The following is a 19972-nucleotide window of genomic DNA, read 5'->3' as shown; positions in this document are numbered from 1 at the left end:
CGTCGCAGCGGCATCCGGCGGCTTGGGCCGAATGCGCGCAGAGAAAAGCAATCAATCGTCCAGTTCAGGCTGATCGCCCTCGGGCAAATTGAAAAAGCTATCCGCATCCAAAAAGTCATCTTCTGGCGTGTCAACAGGCTCATCTTCGCGCAGCGAAAAGGATTCCAACCCTCCAATCGCAGCCGGGATTTTCGGTTCTGCCGGCATTGACAAAGATTGCTCAGTGCTCACCAATTTGCGACGCTCATCATCGTCCATAACGGGACCATCGGCGGCTTTTTTCGCAGCGGCTTTTTGAACAATCGCATCGAGTTCAGATTGTTTGCACAGGCCCAGCGCAACCGGATCAATCGGCTGGATGTTCGAGATATTCCAATGCGTACGTTCGCGGATGGCTTGAATCGTAGGTTTGGTTGTGCCCACCAGCTTGCCAATTTGCCCATCGGTTAATTCGGGGTGAAATTTCACCAGCCACAGAATTGACGCCGGTCTGTCCTGGCGTTTGGAGAGCGGCGTATAGCGTGGGCCGCGGCGTTTTTCTTCCCCCTGCGCGGCGGCGTTGAATTTCAGCTTCAACTTATGCAAAGGATCAGCCTCGGCCGCCGTAATCTCGGATTGCTCAAGCTGATTATTCGCAACCGGATCAAATCCTTTCACCCCAGTGGCCACATCACCATCTGCAATGCCTTGCACTTCGAGTTCGTGCATTTGAACAAAATCTGCGATCTGCTTGAACGTCAGCGTGGTATTATCGACCAGCCAAACCGCGGTCGCACGGGCCATAATTGGTTTTGACATAGGGTTACTCCTTGCTACATCTGGCGTCACGTAAACCTCTCCCGGTGCCTGAAAGTCAGGCTGCCTTGCATAAGGCGGGCTTCCGGTGTCGGGGAACTTGCTTATGCTATATATAAGGCATATCGAAAAGAAAAGAGGCCATGCAGAAGTTTATACAGATCCTATGTGTTGGGCTTTGGGTCTTTGCGGGCCATAGCGCAAAAGCGCAGACGTTTGATTATTACGTGTTATCGCTCAGCTGGTCGCCCAGTTGGTGCCAGTTAACCGGACTCAAGCGCGGTGCTGAACAATGCGATGCCACGCGTGACCTTAGGTGGATTTTGCACGGGCTCTGGCCACAATATGAGAATGGCTGGCCAAAATTTTGTAAAACGACGCAGCCCGCGCCAACGCCGAAAGAGCTTAAAACCATGCGCCCTATCATGGGCAGCGAGGGCTTGGCGTTGCATGCTTGGCGCAAGCATGGCACCTGCGCGGGCCTTTCTCCGGATGATTATTTTCTGGCCTCGCGCGCCGCGTTTGAGGCAATTCGAAAACCAGACCCGCTGGCCCTGCCGCTTTCCGAGCAGCGCTTTGCACCGGCCAGTCTGAAAGACAGCGTTTTGCGCGATAATCCCCAATTGCAACCCAAAAACTTGCTGGTGACCTGTCGAAAAGGGTTATTGCATGAGCTACGGATCTGTTTGGATAAAACACTATCCCCGCGCCACTGTGGACGGGATGTTTTGAACGGCTGCTCAGAGTCTTTTATCAGCGCGCCAACGCCGCCCTAGCCAAACGCGGCGCGGCGCAGCAAAACCAAGCCCATCACAAGCAAAACCAGCAGCGTAACCCGCCGAAACAGAGTTTGATCGATGCGCGTTTGAATCTGCACCCCAAGCCACATCCCAAGCGCCGCGGGCAGGACAAGAAGCGCCGAAAACTGCGCCGTTGCGAGGGTCAATATACCCGATCCTATATGCGCCACCACCAAGGCCACCGCGCCCAATCCGTAAATCACGCCTTGCACCCGCATTTGTTCGAATTTATTAGTATTCAAAGCGGTCAAATACGCCACAGTTGGCGGTCCCCAAATGCCCGAAACGCCCCCCAAAAGCCCCGCGATACTGCCAAAGATAATGCTGGCCTTAGGCCCCGCGCGCATCACGGGCAAGCCAAGGCCGCATAGTTGCAAAAGTGAGAAACATACGATCAGCCCACCCAAACTGCCCAAAAACAACATGTCTGGAAGCACCGAGGCCAGCTGAGCGCTGATCAAAACGCACACCAAGCCGGTGATCAAAAAAAGCCGAAAGCGTGTAACGGATTGCCAGGCTGCGGTGCGGCCCTGTGCAAAAGCCTGCCAGATATTGGTGATTAAGGTTGGCAGGATAAGCCCTGCCAAAGCCAATTCTGGTGGAACGATTAAGCTGAGCCCAGCGATGAACACCATCGGCATGGCAAATCCAACCACGCCCTTGATGAACCCCGCGCAGCATCCCACACCGATCGCAACGAACCAATGCCACTGCGACATATTGCTGACAATCACATCCATCATGGGGCTTTATCACAGGTAATTCAGAGCAGTTAGGGCAATAATCAAGTTTACTGCGAAATTTTTGAACAAATTTCAACATTATTTTGAATTTATATTGCGCTGCAGTTGCAAAAGGCTTATCAGAGGCGCAAGCAAAAGGAGCCGTGTCATGCCAGATGGATCGAAGCGCAATTTTTCAGATGAAAATGTAATATTGAAAGATTTGCTCACGCTGACAAAAGCCGCAACGCAACGCGTAGAGCAATTGCTGCAACGGGCCAAGGTACATTGCCAAAGTGTGATCTGTGATGACGGGCGCGTTGATCCAGTTCGGCTTGAAACCCATCAGCTCCAAGCGCATGGCTTGGCTTGGCTGGCCACCTATACCGAATCGCTGCGTCAAATGCACAATTGGGCCGCCTCTCTGGCAACTGAAGACCAGTTTTCATTGCCAAACCAGTTGATTTTACAAATTGGATTTGCCGAATATCTGCAGCAAATCATCGGCGGTATCCCGATGAGTCAAAACGAAATCTTGCGGCCGCAAGATATCGGGTTAACCCCAGAAGACGTAGGGGATTTTCAGCAAAGCGCTGTTGTGCAGTTGATGCAAAGTGGCAATAGCCAAGCCGCAAAAACTCTTTTGGTGACGCTGATGCAAGAGGATCAAGGCAATTTGATTTTCGGCAACAGCGGGCTTGATGAAGAGCTGGAAATGATCCGCGAACAATTTCGCCGGTATACTTTGGAACGCATCGAACCGCACGCGCATGACTGGCATTTGCAGGATGAGCTTATTCCGATGGAGGTTATTGGCGATTTGGCAGAGCTGGGTGTGTTTGGCCTGACAATTCCGGAAAACCTTGGCGGGTTTGGCCTCTCCAAAGCGTCGATGGCGGTTGTTTCAGAAGAGCTATCGCGCGGCTATATAGGGGTTGGGTCTTTGGCCACCCGCTCTGAAATCGCAGCTGAGCTGATTCTATGCGGCGGCACAGAAGACCAAAAAGCAAAATGGTTGCCCAAAATCGCCAGCGGCGAAACGCTTCCCACTGCGGTTTTCACAGAGCCAAATACCGGGTCTGATTTGGGCGCCTTGCGTACGCGCGCGGTAAAATCTGACGATGGCTATCGCATTACCGGCAATAAAACGTGGATCACCCATGCCTCGCGCACGCATGTGATGACCCTTTTGGCGCGCACCGATCCGCACAGCAGCGACCATCGCGGCCTGTCGATGTTTCTGGCCGAAAAAACCCCCGGCGACGATGCAGACCCATTTCCTACCCCCAATATGACCGGCGGCGAGATTGAAGTTTTGGGCTATCGCGGGATGAAAGAGTACGAACTCGCGTTTGACGGGTTCGAGGTGACATCAGAGAACCTGCTAGGTGGCGAAGAGGGTAAGGGCTTTAAGCAATTGATGCACACTTTCGAGAGCGCGCGCATTCAAACAGCGGCCCGCGCTGTGGGTGTGGCGCAATCGGCCTTGGATATATCGCTGCAATACGCGCAGGATCGCAAACAATTTGGCAAACCCATCATCGCCTTCCCGCGGGTTGCCAATAAATTGGCGATGATGGCGGTTGAAATTATGATCGCCCGCCAGCTGACCTATTTTAGCGCCTTTGAAAAAGACAATGACCGCCGCTGCGATGTAGAAGCGGGCATGGCCAAACTGATTAGTGCCCGCGTGGCCTGGTCAGCGGCGGATAATGGATTGCAGATCCATGGCGGCAACGGCTTCGCGCTGGAATATAAAATCAGCCGCATTCTTTGCGATGCTCGGATTCTGAATATCTTTGAAGGCGCTGCAGAAATTCAGGCGCAAGTGATCGCACGGCGGGTATTGGAAGCCGCCTAAAGCGCGGGCGCACCCAACTGCCATGTCTATAGGGTCGGCGGGATATCAATGCCGCCGCGCCAGGGCTTAATATCCAAAACCGGGGTGCCGTCAAACCCGTCGGTGGCATCGATTTCAAACCTGCCAGATGCATGATCAATGGCTAGGATTTGAACCGCCTCCATTGCGATTGGATTGGGGCGCACCGGGCTGCGCAGCGCAAAGGCACCGCGCAACCCATCGGCATGCGCCGGTGCTTGAAGAATAATATCACGGCGCGCGCGATAAAACCAAAGCAGCAGCCAAATCAGATCACCCACCGCCAACCCGGTTAGACCCGGGCAGAATTCTGGCTGTATTTCCACCACCGCCCGCCCCGCATCACGTAGGCGGGCTTGGGTTAGGTTTTTTGGACAATTTTCCCGCTGCCAGGGCGAACGGATCACCCCAATAAAAGCCAGAGTTGCATCCGCACGCTCGGCCGGATCGGGCATCAGCACCACTTCTTGTGGACGCAGCGTTGGGTTTGGCGGCATGCGAACCTCTTGGATGAATGCGCTCTCATATCAGTGTCAATAAATCTGAGCAAAAGTCAAAACATGCCGCAGCCGGTTTTTCGGCCAGAACGCACCCAAAATGTAAAATTCCGCCCCTTAAAACGACGCCTCTGGCCGAAAGGCCTCTGGAATATGATCTTGTTCCAATAGCATCAAATCCGCCATAACCTGCGCAATTTTGGGCGCCATGCCAAACCCGATCTTGAATCCACCATTGGCAATGAAGGCCTCCGGAAGCAAAGGATGCCGGCCCAAAACCGGAGCTCGACTACGGCTTCTGGGGCGCACCCCAGCCCAGCGCGCAATGACAGGCGCACCCGCGAGAGCGGGGAAAATCGCATAGGCTTTATTTAGCAAGGCCTCAAGCTGCGCATCCGTGCTGGTGGCGGCGCTGAATTCGCGCTCTGAAGTTGATCCGATCGCAAGCGTTCCATCTTCATGCGGAACAAAATGCAAAGCCTCTGCGAAAACCTGCGGATGCTCTGCACGATCGACCTGTAGCAACGCGGCTTGGCCTTTCACAGCGCCTCCGAATGAGCGGTTGTGCGCCGCGCTGATCCGCGCCAAATCATGCACGCCGCTGGCCCAGAGCACGCGGCCTTGATCAACCCCCTGCGTTGAAATGCTGGCCCCTAAGCGGCGCAACGCCTCGGCCAAAGCCAAACAAGCCGCATGCGGATTGATGCGGGCCGATAAATCATCAAAGATCCAATATCCAGACGCCGAGTCTGGCGCCCAACTGGGGCGCTCGTTAAGCACATGCCAGCCCGCTTGCCCCTGCCAGAGCTGACGCGCATTTTCGCCCCTCGCCAGGGCCAGATCAAGCGACGCATCCGCGGGCAAGGGTTGCACGCGGCCCAAACGCGCATACCCGGCTGATAGGCCAGAGGCAGCCTGCACAGAGGTCCAAAAGCTATCAGCCATCATCAGACTTTCAAATTGAAAGGCTTTTTTGGAATTCCAGTTTTCGGGCACATGCGGCGCCAATGCCCCAACAATGCCGCCGCTGGCCCCCGAGGCCACTCCATAAGGATCGATCACCTGCACAGAGGCGCCGCGCTGCAAGCATTCCCACGCGATGGACAGGCCCAAAATACCCGCCCCTCTGATCGTTACATCGAGCATTGCCAACCCTCATGCTTCTGGTGCATTGTCCCTATCGGCGCAGCGCGTCATTCACAAGGCCTCTGAAATGACACCCCAAGATCCCAAACTTGAATGGCGCGCGCAAAATGTGCCCGTCTCTTTGCAATTTGATGACCCCTATTATTCATTGGAAAGCGGGTTTGACGAAAGCAAGCATGTGTTTTTAAACGCCAATAGCTTGCCAGAGCGTTTGCATGACGGGTTCTCGATCGCCGAATTGGGGTTTGGCACAGGGCTTAATTTTCTAACCCTGTTAGAAAGCTGGCGGCGCATAGATCGCCCAGGCCGTTTGCTGTTCACCAGTTTTGAAGCCTTTCCGTTAAGCGCGGCAGATATGATCAAAGCGCAGGCTGCTTTTCCCATGCTGCAAACGCTGAGCGCAGAATTCGCACCGCTTTGGGAAACCCTTCTGACCACTGGACAAATTGAAACCACCGATATTACGCTCAGGCTTGTGCAAGGTGATGCACGGCTTAGCCTGCCCCTGTGGCAGGGGGCAGCGGATTGCTGGTTTCTTGACGGGTTTTCACCGGCTAAAAACCCCGAATTATGGCAAGCAGATCTTCTGCAAGCGATATATAACAAAACTCAGGCAGGCGGCAGCGCCAGCACCTATAGCGCCGCGGGCGAGGTACGGCGCAATCTTCAAGCGGCAGGGTTTAAGGTGGCTCGATTGCCCGGCTTTGGCCGCAAACGGCATATGAGCTTGGCCACCAAAGGATTGATTGATGCAGAATAACCCCAATTTTGGGATTTTTTTGATGATCCTGACCACCTTGGTGTTTGCGGTGCAAGATGGAATATCGCGGCATTTGGCAACGGAATATAACGTCTTGATGGTGGTCATGATCCGCTATTGGTTCTTTGCCGCTTTTGTCATCGCCCTCGCCAATCGCAAGCCCGGGGGGCTGCGAAAACAGGCCTATACCCGCCAGCCGGTATTGCAAATCTTTCGCGGAGCGCTTTTGGCGTTGGAAATCTGCGTCATGGTCAGCGCCTTCGAGCTGCTGGGTTTGATCGAAAGCCATGCCGTTTTTGCCTGCTATCCTTTGTTGATCGCCGCTTTGTCTGGACCGATCTTGGGCGAACAAGTGGGTTGGCGGCGCTGGATTGCGATATTTGTCGGATTTATCGGCGTTGTTATCATTCTCAATCCAGGCTCGGATGTTTTTTCAACCACCGCGGCGATACCGCTTTTATCCGCCATCTTATTCGCGCTTTACGGCCTGCTGACGCGCTATGCTGCCCGTCAAGACGCGGCGGAAACCAGCTTTTTTTGGACCGGAACAATCGGCGCCATCGTAATGAGCACGATCGGTATCTGGTTTTGGCAACCAATGGTGCAAACTGATTGGCTGTGGATGGCCGCGCTTTGTATCACTGGGGTTTTGGGACATTGGCTGTTGATCAAATGTTACGAAGTGGCTGAAGCCAGCGCAGTGCAGCCTTTTGCCTATTTGCAACTGGTCTTTGCCTCTTTGATCGGTCTAAGTGTGTTCGGCGAAACCTTAAAGCAGAATGTCCTGATCGGCTCAAGCTTGGTGATCGCGGCCGGTCTTTTCACCCTTTGGCGCGAGCGGCTAAAAGCCATGCCCTGAAAGCTCCGCCAGAAAGGCTTTTGGCAAAGGCGTTTTTCCGAGCCGCGCGCGGTAGACAGGCAGGCTTTCGGTAACCCGCATCACATAATTCCGAGTTTCTTGAAATGGTATCATCTCAATCCAATGAACGATATCCTGCCCTGGATTGCGCGGATCGCCGGACGCTCGGATCCAAGCATCCACGCGGCCAGGCCCGGCATTATATGCCGCCGCCACCAACACAATATTGCCATCATATTTTTTATTCAACTCTGCCAAATATGCCGAGCCGAGGCGGACATTATACGGCCAATCATCACGCGCCCGCGCGCTGCGGTAGCGCAACCCAAGCTTTCGGGCCATTTCGCGCCCGGTGAGCGGCATCACCTGCATCATACCCAACGCCCCAACGGGCGAGACCACGCCGGTCCGAAATTCGGTTTCTTGGCGGGCGATCGCCAGCGCCAGCTCGCCTGAACTGCCCGCAACCACAAGCTCACTCAACGGATGCATCGCAAATGTGGGGCGTGGAAAATAGCGGCCTTGGCTAGCGGCGCGCTTGCCAAGCATCACCAGAACCCGTGGTTTTTCGAGCTCTTCCAAAAAATCGGCCAAATATAAAATCTGCGGATCCGGCAGAGTTTCTGCCATATGCGTCAGAAAACGTTCGGCCAGCAGATCCTGCTGGGCGGCAAATAAAACGATGGACGCTTGAAAGACTGAGCTGCCTTGAAAAGAAGCGCCGCGCCAATCAGGCAAAGAGCTGCGCGCAAAATCTGGCCCGTTTAAGGCACGACCCGCCAATCCAGCGCTAAGCAATCCATAAAATGTTGTGGGGTAGCTGGCAGCGCTCTTGATGCTTACAGCCATGGCCTGATTGCGCCCCATTTGCGATTGTGCCAAGGCCAGCCAATAATGCCCGCGCGCCAAGGAAATTGGCGTTTCCACCGAGGTGAGAAAATCTTTGAAATGCTTTTCTGCAGCGTCCGGCTTTTCCAAGAATTTCAGCGCGGTATAACCAGCAAGCCAATCAAGCTCGGCCTTTTTACTGCCCGCGCTTAAATGGTGCTGCGCTGCGATTTTATAGGCGGTTGCATAGGCGCCCTTGCGCAATAAGTCACGCGCCAAATGCCGGCGCCTTTCGGCCCAAGCGGGCGGATCACCAAGCGTTTTTGCCGAGCTGCTTTGTTCTAAAATCAGCGCCAAGGCCGCATCCGCGCGCCCCTTTCGCGCGCGCCAAACAAAGCGCGCATGCGCCAATAGGGGATCCGATTGTAACGATTTTGGGACCTGGGCAATCAATCCGTCAACGCCCGGCTGCTGTTGCATCAACGCCAACCGCGCCCGCGCCAAAGCAGCCTCAGGCTTGGGCACCAAGGCCAGCATATTGCGCGCTTGCGAGTTATGATTATGCCAGAGCAACCAGCGCAATCGTGAGATATGCAAGCCAGATAGATCCGCTTGGTAACGCGCCAAAAACTGCGCTTGAACAGCTTGTGACATCGACAGCCCCAGCCAGGCTTCTTGCACCACCAGCCTTGCCGTCTCTGGGCGGTTCATCGCCTCTAAAGCCCGGGCATGTATCAAGGCGCCCTGGGCCGTTTGAGCGGCGGTCTGTTGAAAAAACGCCAGCACTTGCTCGGGGCTGGCATCGGCAAAACTTGCTTCGGCATTTTTACGCAAATAGGGCAGGCCCGGCCAATCCGGACGACGTTTCAAAAACGATAAGGCCGCAGGCGCCGTCCCCTTCCCGGCACGGTGCAAATGCCATTCAATCACATCCCGCGCAACCGGCCCTTCTTTTGCCGCAAAGCGCAGCGCCAGATCCCATTTTTCCGCCGCCATCGCCGTGAGGGCTTGGGAGAACGGGCGCGGCACGTCGGTCAGCGCAAAGGACGCGGCTGGTAAGAGCAAAAAAAACAGGAAGACACGCAACATTGCTTGCAACTTTTGCTCCAAAAAGGCTAGACACTGGCAGTGTAGCGCAGCCATCGCCCGAAACCAATTGCCTCTTTTACATCGGCGAAGCGTTGCCTAATATCAATCTGGGATCAAAGAGCCGATGCGCTGCCCGATCCAACCAGCTAGTCAAGGACGCCCGTCATGTTAAAAGGATCTATGCCCGCTTTAATCACGCCCTTCAAAAATGGTGCCGTGGATCTTGAGGGTTTGAAAGCATTGGTTGAGTGGCATATTGCTGAGGGAAGCCATGGTTTGGTGCCGGTGGGCACGACCGGAGAAAGCCCCACCTTAAGCCATGAAGAACATGAAGCGGTGGTCAGCGCGGTTGTCGAGGCCGCGGCCGGGCGTATTCCGATTGTGGCCGGCGCGGGCTCGAACAATACCGCCGAATCATTGCGGTTTATGCATCACGCCAAGGACGTGGGCGCAAGCGCCGCTTTGGTGGTTACGCCCTATTATAACAAGCCCACGCAAGAGGGGCTCATCGCGCATTTTAAAACATTGCATGATGCCTGCGATCTCCCGATTGTGATTTATAATATTCCGGGCCGCTCGGTGGTGGATATGTCACCCGAAACAATGGGGAAATTGGCCAAGCTGCCGCGTATTATCGGCGTCAAAGACGCAACGGGAGATTTGGAGCGCGTCTGCCAACAACGCATCACATGCGGGCCGGATTTTCTGCAGATCTCGGGCGAGGATGCAACGGCGCATGGGTTCAATGCGCAGGGTGGTATTGGGTGTATTTCAGTTACAGCCAATGTTGCGCCCGCGCTGTGCGCGCAATTGCAAGAAGCCTGTTTGGCAGGGGATTATTCCGCTGCCCTAACCCTCCAAGACAGGCTGATGCCGCTGCATCAGGCAATTTTCACCGAGCCTGGTTTGGTTGGTGCAAAATACGGCTTATCGCTTTTGGGCCGCTGCGACGATAGCGTACGTTTGCCGCTTACCCCACTGAGCGAGGCAACGAAAGCGCTGATCAAGCAGGCAATGGAGCATGCGGCACTGCTGAGCTAGCTTTCCGCTCGCTCTCCGAGGCAAGTGTAACCGCTACGGAATGTGAAACCACTCTCTTTTTTCTGGGCTGCGCTTACTGCAGCGCGACACGCAAGGGCATGTGCTCGGTGGCGTTTCGAAACCAGCGCCGAATTTGTGCACGTTCGCCCTCTTCCATCCATGTGACATTCGCCGGAGGCATCGCGTGACTGGCCGCCGATTGCAAAAACACGGCCCTGGCCTCTGCCGTGATGTCAAATTCGGTTTCCAGATATATGTGTTTAGGTGCGCGTCGGATCCCATCATAAACCGGCTCGCGCGCGTGGCACATCGAGCAGCGCCCCACCACGATATCATGAACCGCCGCATACCCGTCAGCATTGGCAAACAGCGTTTGCTGTTCAGACATCCCGCGACTGTCCAAATCTTCGTCCTGCCAAAGCGGCAGCCCTGACAGCCAAATCACGCAAATAAACAAAATAACAGTGGCCGGCCATGTCCAAGTTGGGTTCCCCGCGCGCGCATGGCGCGTGTTAAAATAATGGCGAATAGTGACCCCCATCAAAAATACCAAACCTGCTATCAACCAATTATACTGGCTGGCAAAAGCCAGCGGATTATGATTGCTCAACATCAAAAAAATCACCGGCAAAGTTAAATAATTATTATGGGTCGATCGCAGCTTGGCGATTTTACCATATTTTGCATCAGGGCTGCGCCCCGCCTGCAGATCTGCCACCACAATGCGTTGATTTGGCATAATTATAAAAAACACATTGGCCGACATGATGGTGGCAGTGAAGGCTCCCAAATGCAACAAAGCGGCGCGGCCGGTAAAAATCTGATCATAGCCCCAAGCCATCGCCACCAAAAGAATGAACAGTAAAACCATCAAAGCTGTTGGAGTATTTCCAAGCCGCGATTTGCATAAAGCATCGTAAATAACCCAGCCCACAGCCAAGGATCCAGCCGAGATCAAAATAGCCTGAACAACGCTGAGTTCAGCTTTTGCCAAATCAATCAGATACAGCTCAGCACCCGCCCAATATACCACCATCAGCAATGCCGCGCCCGACAGCCAAGTTGCGTAGCTTTCCCATTTGAACCAGGTTAAATGCGCGGGCATATCGCTGGGGGCCACCAAATATTTGCGCACATGGTAAAAGCCACCGCCATGCACTTGCCATTCTTCGCCATGCGCGCCTGCGGGCAAATCAGGTGCTTTGCGCAGCCCCAAATCAAGCGCGATAAAGTAAAACGAAGAGCCAATCCATGCAATCGCCGTGATCACATGCAACCAGCGCAGGGCAAATTCAAACCAATCCCAGATTAGAAACAGCTCATACATTCTTATTCTCCACAGATCTTGCTAGCTGCCGCGATAGGTTGAATACCCGTAAGGAGACAGCAATAACGGCACGTGATAATGATCGTCGCTGCGCATTTCGAATCGGATCGGAATCAAATCCAGAAAAACCGCAGCCTCCTTAACCTGCCCCTGCGCGCGCAGATACGCCCCCGCGTGAAAAATCAATTCATAACTGCCTAATTCAAAGGCATCTTGCGGTAAAATTGGTCGATCAGTGCGACCATCCGCATTTGTTATTGTGGTTTGTAATGGGATCGGGCCCGTTTCCGGCATATGGCGGATTAGCTCTATTTTCAGTCCTGCAGCGGGGCAGCCCCGCGCGGTGTCCAAAACATGGGTTGTCAAATAGCCTTGCATAAGTACTCTTTTCACAAATCAAATCCCAGCTATATTGGCTGAATTTTCGAAAGGCACAAGCCTGTGGGGCAACTGGCCCTAAGCAGAAAAAGACTTTAACATGTATTGCACCGGTCGGCCCATGATTGGCAGCAGTAAGGAGAGCAGAAAATGAACCGCTATACACGCGACATGCGCGGATACGGCGCCACACCGCCCCATGCCAACTGGCCAAATAACGCGAAGATTGCAGTGCAATTCGTGATTAATTACGAAGAGGGCGGCGAAAACTGCCTATTGCATGGCGATGCGGCTTCGGAAGCTTTTCTGTCAGAGATCGTTGGCGCTGCGCAATGGCAAGGACAACGCCATTGGAATATGGAAAGCCTTTATGAGTACGGCGCGCGGGCCGGATTCTGGCGCGTGCACCGATTGTTTACCGAACAGCAGATCCCAGCGACAATCTATGGCGTTGCCACCGCTTTGGCGCGCAATCCCGAGCAAATGCGGGCGATGCGAAGCGCAGAATGGGAAATTGCCAGCCATGGCTTAAAATGGATTGAGCATAAAGACATGCCGCGTGCAGAGGAACGCGCGCAAATCGCCGAAGCTGTGCGGCTGCACACAGAAGTGGTGGGCGAGCGGCCGCGTGGCTGGTATACGGGGCGCTGCTCAATGAACACAGTAGAGCTGGTGGCTGCGGAAGGCGGATTTGATTATATTTCGGATGAATACGCGGATGACCTGCCTTATTGGCGCAAGATTAACGGGCGTGACCAGCTGATTATTCCCTATACGTTAGATGCCAATGATATGCGCTTTGCCGCCCCCCAAGGGTTTAATTCAGGTGATCAGTTTTACAGCTATTTGAAAGATAGTTTTGATGCGCTTTACGCCGAAGGGCGCGCGGGCGCTCCCAAAATGATGTCAATCGGGCTGCATTGCCGGCTGATCGGACGCCCGGGGCGCATTATGGCGCTGCGCCGCTTCATGGATTATGCAAAGAGCCATGAAGATGTGTGGTTTGCCCGCCGCATTGAAATCGCCGAGCACTGGGCCAAGCATCACCCCCCGCAGCCGTTTGAGCGGCCCTCCTCGATGCAAAAGGATCAATTTATAGCGCAATATGGCGGGGTATTTGAACATTCGGCTTGGATTGCAGAGGGGGCGTTTGATCTGGAATTGGGGCCTGCGCATGACAGCGCGATCGGGATGCATAACGCGCTGGCACGGATCTTCAGATCCGCCTCTGCTGAAGCCAGGCTGGGTGTTTTGCGCGCGCATCCGGATCTGGCGGGAAAACTGGCCCAAGCAGACCGTCTCACCGCCGAGTCGACCTCAGAGCAAGCCTCGGCGGGCCTAGATGCATTAACCGAGGCAGAGGATGCCGAATTTACCCAATTAAACGCAGCCTATATGAAAAAGTACGGCTTCCCGTTCATCATTGCCGTGCGAGATTTTAGCAAGGCGGAGATCTTATCAGCCTTTCAAACGCGGCTGGCACATGACAGCGCCGATGAGTTTGAAACCGCATGCCGGCAGGTCGAGCGCATTGCCGAGCTGCGTTTGCAGCAACTGTTGCCATGAGCCAAGAGATCATCGCCCAGCCCCTTACGGCCACCGCATTTGCTCCATTTGGCGATATCTTAGAGGCAAAGGGCACAGCCGATAAAATCATCAATCAGGGGCTTTGCGGGCGCTTTCATGATTTGGCGCGTTTGGATTTTTCCGATGGCAGGGCCGGCATCAGTCTTTTTGACGCCACGCCCCGCAATCTGCCCTATCAATTAACGATGATGGAACGCCACCCGGAAGGCTCACAAGCTTTTATTCCGATGAGCATGAACCGCTTTCTAATTATCGTGGCTCCAGACAAAAACAACCGCCCCGGAGGGCCCCTTGCCTTCTTATCAGATCCCGGTCAAGCGATCAATTTCCGTCGTAATATTTGGCATGGGGTATTGACCCCGCTAGAGACTCCCGGGCTATTTGCGGTGGTAGATCGGATCGGATCAGGAGAAAATCTAGAGGAGATTTTCTTTGACATACCATATATAGTTGTACCACAACATCCCTAACCGCCCAAAAGAGGCGGTACTCTAACTATTGAATCAATAGGAGAACATGATGACTTCTACATCACATAACAGCTACAGCGATCCGAATATAACACCGCCGCTGGGGCAAGCTGTGCCGCTTGGCCTTCAGCATGTATTGGCAATGTTTGCCTCAAATGTCACCCCAGCGATTATTGTTGCCGGCGCCGCGGGGCTTGGTTTTGGCAGCCCAGAGCAAATCTATCTGATCCAAATGGCCATGCTTTTTGCAGGTATTGCAACATTGTTTCAAACCATTGGCATTGGCCCAGTTGGAGCGCGCCTGCCAATTATGCAGGGCACAAGCTTTGCCTTTGTCGGCGTGCTCGCTGGGCTGGCAGCCACGCAAGGGTTAAGCGTGGCGCTCACCTCCTGCATCATCGCAGGCCTGATCCATTTTGCACTAGGCTCGGTAATTAGCAGCATTCGCAGTTGGTTCCCGCCTTTGGTGACTGGCTTGGTGATTTTGGCAATTGGCCTTTATCTTATCCCTGTGGGGATTAAATACGCCGCGGGCGGCGCCGCAGAATTCCAGATGACAGCAGACAGCTTTGGTTCGCTGAAACATTGGTCGGTCGCACTGACGGTGATCATCGTGGCGCTTTTGGTTAAATTCCGTACCTCGGGCGCATTGTCCAATGCAGCAATCTTAATTGGCTTGCTGGCAGGCTATGCACTGGCCTATATGCTTGGCATGGTATCCTTTGGCGGGGTAGCCAAAGCCAGTATGATCACCAGCTTGCAAGTCATGCCCTACGGATTCGAGTTTAATCTTGGCGCGGTGATCGCGGTGACTTTGATCTCGATTGTCTCGGCGGTCGAAACAGTTGGCGATGCGTCGGCCACAACAAAGGCTGGCGCCGGGCGCACGGCAACAGATGAAGAAATTTCCGGCGCAACCTATGCGGATGGTCTGGGCACGGCGGTAGCCGGGGTCTTTGGCGGCTTGCCAAATACCTCTTTTAGCCAGAATGTTGGGATTGTTGGCATGACCGGCGTGATGAGCCGGCACGTGGTCACGATTGCCGGGATTATTCTGATCTTGGCCGGCTTGCTGCCGAAAATCGGAGCCATAATCGCCTCGATGCCAATGCCAGTTTTGGGCGGCGGTGTGATTGTGATGTTTGGGATGGTGGCCGCTGCGGGAATGAACGTGTTGTCTGAGGTGAAGATGACCCGCCGCAACATGATCATCATCGCCATCTCACTGACAGCTGGTTTGGGACTGAACTTGGTTCCAAGCGCGGTTCAGTATTTGCCAGGCGTTTGGAAAACACTGGCCACCTCTGCCGTTGCACCAACCGCTTTCTTGGCGATTGTGCTGAACCTGCTGATACCAGAAGAGGATTAAATCCCCCCATTTGGGATAAAATATTCCTATGTCCGCCGCCTTTGCGGCGGGCATAGATCTTAAAACTCTGTCTTAATATGAACTATTTTTTCAATTCAGTTCCAAACCGCTTGATTTCATGCGCAAAGGCAGCAAGATTTAAACCATGAACAGTATCACCGCCTTCCCGCAGGAGCGATCCAGCGAAACCGTATCCTTCCAACGTTTAGAGCTAAACATCATCTTATCGCTTTATGGCCGTATGGTGGCGGCTGGCGAATGGCGTGATTATGGCATTTCCGCGCTGCGCGATGTGGCAATTTTCTCGGTGTTTCGCAGAACCGCAGAGCATCCGCTCTACCGGATTGAAAAACGCCCCAAGCTGCACCAACGACAGGGCCAATATGCGGTGATTGGCATGGATGGTCAGATTTTGAAACGCGGCCATGATCTGGCAACCGTTTTGCGCGTGCTCGAGCGCAAATTAATCCGTGCCGTGGATTAACCTGAATGTGTGAAATGCGCCTCGATGTATAAAAACGGCATCACGCTTCTGGGCGGAGGTTTAATAGGAGCCAGCTGGGCAGCGCTTTTCCTAAGCAAAGGTGCCCGCGTTACGGTTTATGAGCCCAGAGCGACGGCCGAAGAAGAGATCACCGCCTATATAAAAACCGCCTGGGCAGATTTGGCGAAACTCAACCCGCTTAGCGCTGCAGTGCCTTGGGCGCAGCTGTCAATAACCACAAACTTAAAAACAGCCTGTCAAAACCCCGATTGGGTTCAGGAAAACGCACCAGACCGGCTTGATCTAAAGCAAAAGCTGTTGAAAAAGGTTGAAGCCTACCTTCCCGCTGATACCCCGATCGCCTCGTCAACAACAGCGCTGCTGCCCAGCGCTATTCAAGAAAAAATGCGATATCCAGAGCGGCTTTTGGTTGGCCACCCGTTCAACCCACCCCATTTGATCCCCTTGGTGGAAGTGGCAGGCGGTGCGCGAACCGATCCAGCGCTTCTGCAACAGGCTAAGCAGTTTTATGAACATTTCGAGCGCGAAGTGATTGTGTTGAAAAAAGAAGCTATCGGACATGTTGCCAACCGCCTCAACGCAGCGCTTTATCGCGAAGTGGTGAATATCGTGGCCAATGATATCGCCAGCGTTGAGGATGTTGACCGGGCGATGGTGCACGGGCCCGGCTTGCGCTGGGCATTTTTAGGGCCCAATCTGGTCTATCATCTGGGAGGTGGCGCGGGCGGCTATGCCCAATATTTGCAACATCTGGGGCCCAGCCAAGAAGCCCGCTGGCGCGATCTTGGAACGCCAGAGCTGTCAAACGACATAAAAGAAAAACTCGTGAACGGGCTTGAAAGCTGCCTAAACGACGCTTCTCCTGCACAATTAAGAGCCCAGCGTGATGCCGCTTTGGTGGCGCTGCTGCACCTTAAGAAACAGCTTCGTCCCCCTTCTGAAAACGCATAATGCGCAAAAGAAACAAACCTATCCAAATACACCCTAGAAATAGAACAAATAGTGAACATATAATGGGATATGTTCGCGGAACTCTCGATAACATCCAATTTCACCTTCCTCACCGGAGCCTCGCATCCCGAAGAATATATGGAGCGGGCGGCTTTGCTCGGCTATCCGGCGATCGCCATTGCCGATGTCAATTCGGTTGCGGGGATCGTGCGCGCGCATAGCCAAGCGCAAAAAATTGCGCGCCAAGTCAAACTCAGGCAAGCGGCGGATGTTTACGGGCCAGCGGCACCGGCTCAGGAGCAATTCTACGTTTCGGCAGCCATTTTAAATATACCGCGCGTATTGCCCGCCGCGCAATTGGTGCTGCAAAGCGGATTGCGCGCGACCACGCTTTGCCAAACCCGCCTTGGCTGGGCAAATTTATGCCGGATATTATCAAAGGGCCGATTGCGGGCAAAAAAGGGAGCCTGCCTTTTGGACGTAAAGGATCTGCTGGAACATAGCGCCGATCTCCATCTGCTGCTGCATCCGCCACAAGCGCTTCACCAGCAAGGCGGCGGGCAAGACTGGTGGGAACAAGCGCATCAGCTGACCCGCCGCTTTGACACCAGAATGCATATGCTCATGGCGCCGGCCTATGACGGGCAAGATACGCGTCGTTTTGCGGCCATCGCCGCCCTCGCCCAGCAGTTGGGCCTGCCGCTTTTGGCCAGTGCCCGCCCGATTTTGCACCATGCCAGCCGGCGCCGGCTGGCCGATGTTTTAACCGCTATTCGCAGCGGTAAAACTGTCGAGCAGCTGGGGCGCTCGGCCCTCGTCAATGCCGAGCAGCGGCTGCGCTCCGAGGCTGAAATGCAACAGATATTCCACGATTATCCAAAGGCACTTTCCACCTTGCCTGCGCTCTTGAAAACCCTGCAATTTTCTCTTTCAGAGTTGCGCTATGATTATCCCTCAGAGCGCGATGGCCATGAAACCCCCGATCAACGTTTGCGTCGCTTGGCCTATAATGGCTTGGCCTGGCGCTATCCAGATGGCGCCTCGCAGAAAGTAAAAACACTGCTTGAGCATGAGCTTAGCTTGATCGCAAAATTGGCGTATGCGCCGTATTTTCTTACCGTGCATGATATTGTAAAATTTGCCCGCGACCAAAATATCCTCTGCCAAGGGCGCGGCTCTGCGGCCAATTCCGTGGTATGTTATTGTTTGGGCGTTACCTCGGTCAGCCCGGAAATTGGCACGATGGTGTTTGAGCGTTTTGTCTCGGAAGCCCGCGACGAGCCCCCCGATATTGATGTTGATTTTGAACATGAGCGGCGCGAAGAGGTGATCCAGTATATTTACCAACGCTATGGCCACCACCGCGCTGGGCTTTGCGCCACGGTGGTGCATTACCGCGGCAAACGCGCCATTCGCGAAGTTGGCAGCGCAATGGGGCTCAGCCAAGATACGCTGGCTCTGATCGCCTCCCAGTTATGGGGGTTTTTCAGCAGCGAAGGGCCAAGCGCGGAGCGGTTGCGCGACATCGGGCTCGACCCGAGCGACCGCCGATTGCGTCAAACTTTGGCCTTGATCGAAGAGATTATTGGGTTTCCACGCCATCTCAGCCAGCATGTGGGCGGGTTTGTGATCACCGAAGGGCGGCTGGATGAATTGGTGCCGATTGAAAATGCCAGCATGGAGGATCGCACCGTCATTTGTTGGGATAAGGATGATATTGATGCCTTGGGTATTTTAAAAGTGGATGTGCTGAGCCTGGGCATGCTCAGCTGTCTGCGCCGGTCCTTTGAGTTGATCCGGCAGCATTTGGGCCAAGACTATACGCTGGCCAGCCTGCCGCCCGAGGATCCCAAAACCTATCAAATGCTCTGTAAAGCCGATAGTATTGGCGTATTCCAAGTGGAAAGCCGCGCGCAGATGAACTTTTTGCCACGGATGCAACCCCGCTGTTTTTATGATTTGGTGATCGAAGTGGCGATTGTGCGGCCAGGCCCCATTCAGGGGGATATGGTGCATCCTTATCTGCGCCGGCGTAACAAAGAGGAAACCGTTGAATTTCCCTCGGATGCATTGGGGGATGTGCTTGGCAAAACGCTTGGCGTGCCGCTGTTTCAAGAGCAGGCGATGCAAATCGCAATTATCGGAGCGGGGTTTAGCCCCGATGAGGCCGATCAACTGCGCCGCGCATTGGCCACGTTTAAAAAACACGGCAATGTTGGCGCGTTAAAAAGCCGGTTTTTAAATGGTATGCGCAAAAATGGCTATGAAGCCGAATTTGCCGAGCGCTGCTTTTCTCAAATCGAAGGCTTTGGCAGTTATGGCTTTCCCGAAAGCCATGCCGCCAGCTTTGCGCTGCTGGTCTATGCCAGCGCTTGGATAAAATGCCACCATCCAGGGATTTTTGCCTGCGCGCTTTTGAATTCGCAGCCCATGGGGTTTTATGCACCAGCTCAAATCATTCGTGATGCCCAAAATCATGATGTGGCTATCCGGCCTATTTGTATCAATACCAGCCATTGGGAAAATAAGCTGGAGCCGGATGGGCGTGGCGGTCTGGCTTTGCGGCTTGGCTTTCGCCAAATTAAAGGGCTGCGCGAAGAAGAGGCTGGCTGGATCGCCGCCGCGCGGGGCAATGGCTATCAATCTATCGAAGATATCTGGCGCCGCGCCGGCACCCCCCCACACGTCTTGACGCGCTTGGCCGAAGCCGATGTTTTTGCATCTTTAGGCCTCTCACGTCGCGCGGCGCTTTGGCAGGCAAAAGCCATCACAGCCCCCAATCAATTGCCGCTTTTTGCGCATGATATGGATGGTGAAGCGATCCAAGAACCGGCTGCCAATCTGCCTAAGATGGGGCTGGGGGAAGAGGTGGTCGAAGATTATATTGCCACACGCTTCAGCCTAAAGGCCCATCCCGTTGCGCTGATCCGCCCGCTTCTTACCCCAGAATACAAAGAAAACAATTGACC

At 54.2% G+C, this 19972-nt stretch carries 18 protein-coding genes; 11 read left to right on the top strand and 7 right to left on the bottom strand.

Going from position 1 to position 19972, the window contains the following annotated elements; translation table 11 throughout:
• Nucleotides 1-51: 51 nt before the first annotated feature.
• Nucleotides 52-798: a DUF1013 domain-containing protein gene (locus GN241_02920; GenBank protein XAT56401.1), complete on the bottom strand. Its 747-nt coding sequence runs from the start codon at nucleotides 796-798 to the stop codon at nucleotides 52-54.
• A gap of 140 nt (nucleotides 799-938) precedes the next feature.
• On the opposite strand from GN241_02920, the gene GN241_02915 reads away from it, so the two are divergent.
• Nucleotides 939-1571, top strand: a complete 633-nt coding sequence (locus GN241_02915) for a ribonuclease T (protein ID XAT56400.1) — start codon at nucleotides 939-941, stop codon at nucleotides 1569-1571.
• Here the strand turns inward: GN241_02915 and GN241_02910 are convergent.
• A complete protein-coding gene (locus tag GN241_02910) occupies nucleotides 1568-2338 on the bottom strand; it encodes a TSUP family transporter (protein XAT56399.1) in 771 nt (256 codons plus the stop codon). The genes GN241_02915 and GN241_02910 overlap by 4 nt on opposite strands.
• A 148-nt stretch (nucleotides 2339-2486) precedes the next feature.
• On the opposite strand from GN241_02910, the gene GN241_02905 reads away from it, so the two are divergent.
• A complete protein-coding gene (locus tag GN241_02905) occupies nucleotides 2487-4178 on the top strand; it encodes an acyl-CoA dehydrogenase (GenBank protein XAT56398.1) in 1692 nt (563 codons plus the stop codon).
• Nucleotides 4179-4204: 26 nt separating this feature from the next.
• Here GN241_02905 and GN241_02900 read toward each other — a convergent pair whose 3' ends face one another.
• Both GN241_02900 and GN241_02895 read right to left on the bottom strand, forming a co-directional pair.
• Nucleotides 4205-4693, bottom strand: coding sequence for a tRNA (N6-threonylcarbamoyladenosine(37)-N6)-methyltransferase TrmO (locus GN241_02900; GenBank protein XAT56397.1), 489 nt, complete (start codon nucleotides 4691-4693; stop codon nucleotides 4205-4207).
• Between the two features lie 117 nt (nucleotides 4694-4810).
• The gene (locus GN241_02895) at nucleotides 4811-5839 is read right to left on the bottom strand and encodes an FAD-dependent oxidoreductase (GenBank protein XAT56396.1); all 1029 of its coding nucleotides are present in this window, start codon (nucleotides 5837-5839) and stop codon (nucleotides 4811-4813) included.
• Nucleotides 5840-5906: 67 nt separating this feature from the next.
• On the opposite strand from GN241_02895, the gene mnmD reads away from it, so the two are divergent.
• Together mnmD and GN241_02885 are read left to right on the top strand one after the other, a co-directional pair.
• Nucleotides 5907-6599 carry a tRNA (5-methylaminomethyl-2-thiouridine)(34)-methyltransferase MnmD gene (gene mnmD / locus GN241_02890; protein ID XAT56395.1) on the top strand — a complete coding sequence of 231 codons (693 nt, stop codon included), beginning with the start codon at nucleotides 5907-5909 and terminating at the stop codon, nucleotides 6597-6599.
• The gene (locus tag GN241_02885; GenBank protein ID XAT56394.1) at nucleotides 6589-7458 is read left to right on the top strand and encodes an EamA family transporter; all 870 of its coding nucleotides are present in this window, start codon (nucleotides 6589-6591) and stop codon (nucleotides 7456-7458) included. The genes mnmD and GN241_02885 overlap by 11 nt, the downstream gene beginning before the upstream one ends.
• Here GN241_02885 and GN241_02880 read toward each other — a convergent pair.
• The gene (locus GN241_02880) at nucleotides 7441-9429 is read right to left on the bottom strand and encodes a transglycosylase SLT domain-containing protein (protein ID XAT56393.1); all 1989 of its coding nucleotides are present in this window, start codon (nucleotides 9427-9429) and stop codon (nucleotides 7441-7443) included. The genes GN241_02885 and GN241_02880 overlap by 18 nt on opposite strands.
• 111 nt (nucleotides 9430-9540) lie before the next feature.
• Here GN241_02880 and GN241_02875 point away from each other — a divergent pair, with 111 nt between their 5' ends.
• Nucleotides 9541-10416, top strand: coding sequence for a 4-hydroxy-tetrahydrodipicolinate synthase (locus GN241_02875; GenBank protein ID XAT56392.1), 876 nt, complete (start codon nucleotides 9541-9543; stop codon nucleotides 10414-10416).
• Between the two features lie 73 nt (nucleotides 10417-10489).
• On the opposite strand, the gene GN241_02870 is transcribed toward GN241_02875, so the two are convergent.
• Both GN241_02870 and uraH read right to left on the bottom strand, forming a co-directional pair.
• The gene (locus GN241_02870) at nucleotides 10490-11743 is read right to left on the bottom strand and encodes a cysteine desulfurase (protein XAT56391.1); all 1254 of its coding nucleotides are present in this window, start codon (nucleotides 11741-11743) and stop codon (nucleotides 10490-10492) included.
• Between the two features lie 21 nt (nucleotides 11744-11764).
• Nucleotides 11765-12121, bottom strand: a complete 357-nt coding sequence (uraH, locus tag GN241_02865) for a hydroxyisourate hydrolase (protein XAT59157.1) — start codon at nucleotides 12119-12121, stop codon at nucleotides 11765-11767.
• A 150-nt stretch (nucleotides 12122-12271) separates the two neighbouring features.
• Between uraH and puuE the strand changes: the two genes are divergently transcribed.
• The 6 genes from puuE (at nucleotide 12272) to dnaE (ending at nucleotide 19970) form a co-directional block, all read left to right on the top strand.
• Nucleotides 12272-13687 (top strand): allantoinase PuuE, encoded by a 1416-nt coding sequence (puuE, locus tag GN241_02860; protein ID XAT56390.1) that lies wholly within the window; start codon nucleotides 12272-12274, stop codon nucleotides 13685-13687.
• Complete coding sequence (locus tag GN241_02855; GenBank protein XAT56389.1) at nucleotides 13684-14178, top strand: ureidoglycolate lyase; 495 nt, start codon at nucleotides 13684-13686, stop codon at nucleotides 14176-14178. The genes puuE and GN241_02855 overlap by 4 nt, the downstream gene beginning before the upstream one ends.
• Before the next feature lie 49 nt (nucleotides 14179-14227).
• Nucleotides 14228-15547, top strand: coding sequence for a purine permease (locus GN241_02850; protein XAT56388.1), 1320 nt, complete (start codon nucleotides 14228-14230; stop codon nucleotides 15545-15547).
• Nucleotides 15548-15692: 145 nt separating this feature from the next.
• Nucleotides 15693-16031: a DUF2794 domain-containing protein gene (locus tag GN241_02845; GenBank protein XAT56387.1), complete on the top strand. Its 339-nt coding sequence runs from the start codon at nucleotides 15693-15695 to the stop codon at nucleotides 16029-16031.
• A gap of 24 nt (nucleotides 16032-16055) precedes the next feature.
• Nucleotides 16056-17003, top strand: coding sequence for a 3-hydroxybutyryl-CoA dehydrogenase (locus GN241_02840; GenBank protein XAT56386.1), 948 nt, complete (start codon nucleotides 16056-16058; stop codon nucleotides 17001-17003).
• Between the two features lie 69 nt (nucleotides 17004-17072).
• Nucleotides 17073-19970, top strand: coding sequence for a DNA polymerase III subunit alpha (dnaE, locus tag GN241_02835; GenBank protein XAT56385.1), 2898 nt, complete (start codon nucleotides 17073-17075; stop codon nucleotides 19968-19970).
• Nucleotides 19971-19972 lie beyond the last annotated feature (2 nt).

It is taken from the genome of Rhodobacteraceae bacterium IMCC1335 (assembly GCA_039640495.1).
Lineage (GTDB): Bacteria > Pseudomonadota > Alphaproteobacteria > Rhodobacterales > Rhodobacteraceae > Thalassovivens.
Note: the sequence above shows the minus strand (reverse complement) of the source record. Positions and strands in the feature narration are given on the sequence as shown.